We start from the raw sequence: 441 nt of genomic DNA on the forward strand, positions 1-441 counted from the left end.
CTAGTAAGATCCCTGAAAGATGATCAGGTTGATAGGTCAGAGGTGGAAGCGTGGCGACATGTGGAGCTGACTGATACTAATCGATCGAGGACTTAACCAAAAACGAAAAGCGAAGGCGACTGTTCAGCTTTGAAAGACGTTGGAGAGCCGGCGCTGCAAATCCCGGTTTTGGATTTGTAGAGACGGATCGAAACGGCCGAAAAGCTAGGAGCCATAGCTAGACATATAAAAAGGGTATTCTTAGTTTTACAACTTCTTCTACATTATCTAGTTTTGAGTGAATGAAATTCCTCATTATAATAGTCTGGTGGCGATAGCGAGAAGGTCACACCCGTTCCCATACCGAACACGGAAGTTAAGCTTCTCAGCGCCGATGGTAGTTGGGGGCTCTCCCCCTGTGAGAGTAGGACGCTGCCGGGCAAACAAAAAAACAGCTGATGA

The 441-nt window shown here is 46.9% G+C and carries 2 rRNA genes; both read left to right on the top strand.

Features of this window, described 5'->3' with window-relative positions:
* Positions 1 to 100: ribosomal RNA gene (locus ACI48O_RS22680) — 23S ribosomal RNA — on the top strand; the annotation flags it as partial.
* Positions 101 to 303: 203 nt separating this feature from the next.
* Positions 304 to 420: ribosomal RNA gene (rrf, locus tag ACI48O_RS22685) — 5S ribosomal RNA — on the top strand.
* Positions 421 to 441: the final 21 nt, after the last annotated feature.

The organism is Neobacillus terrisolis, assembly GCF_051233475.1.
In the GTDB taxonomy this organism is placed as follows: Bacteria; Bacillota; Bacilli; order Bacillales; family Cytobacillaceae; genus Bacillus_BU.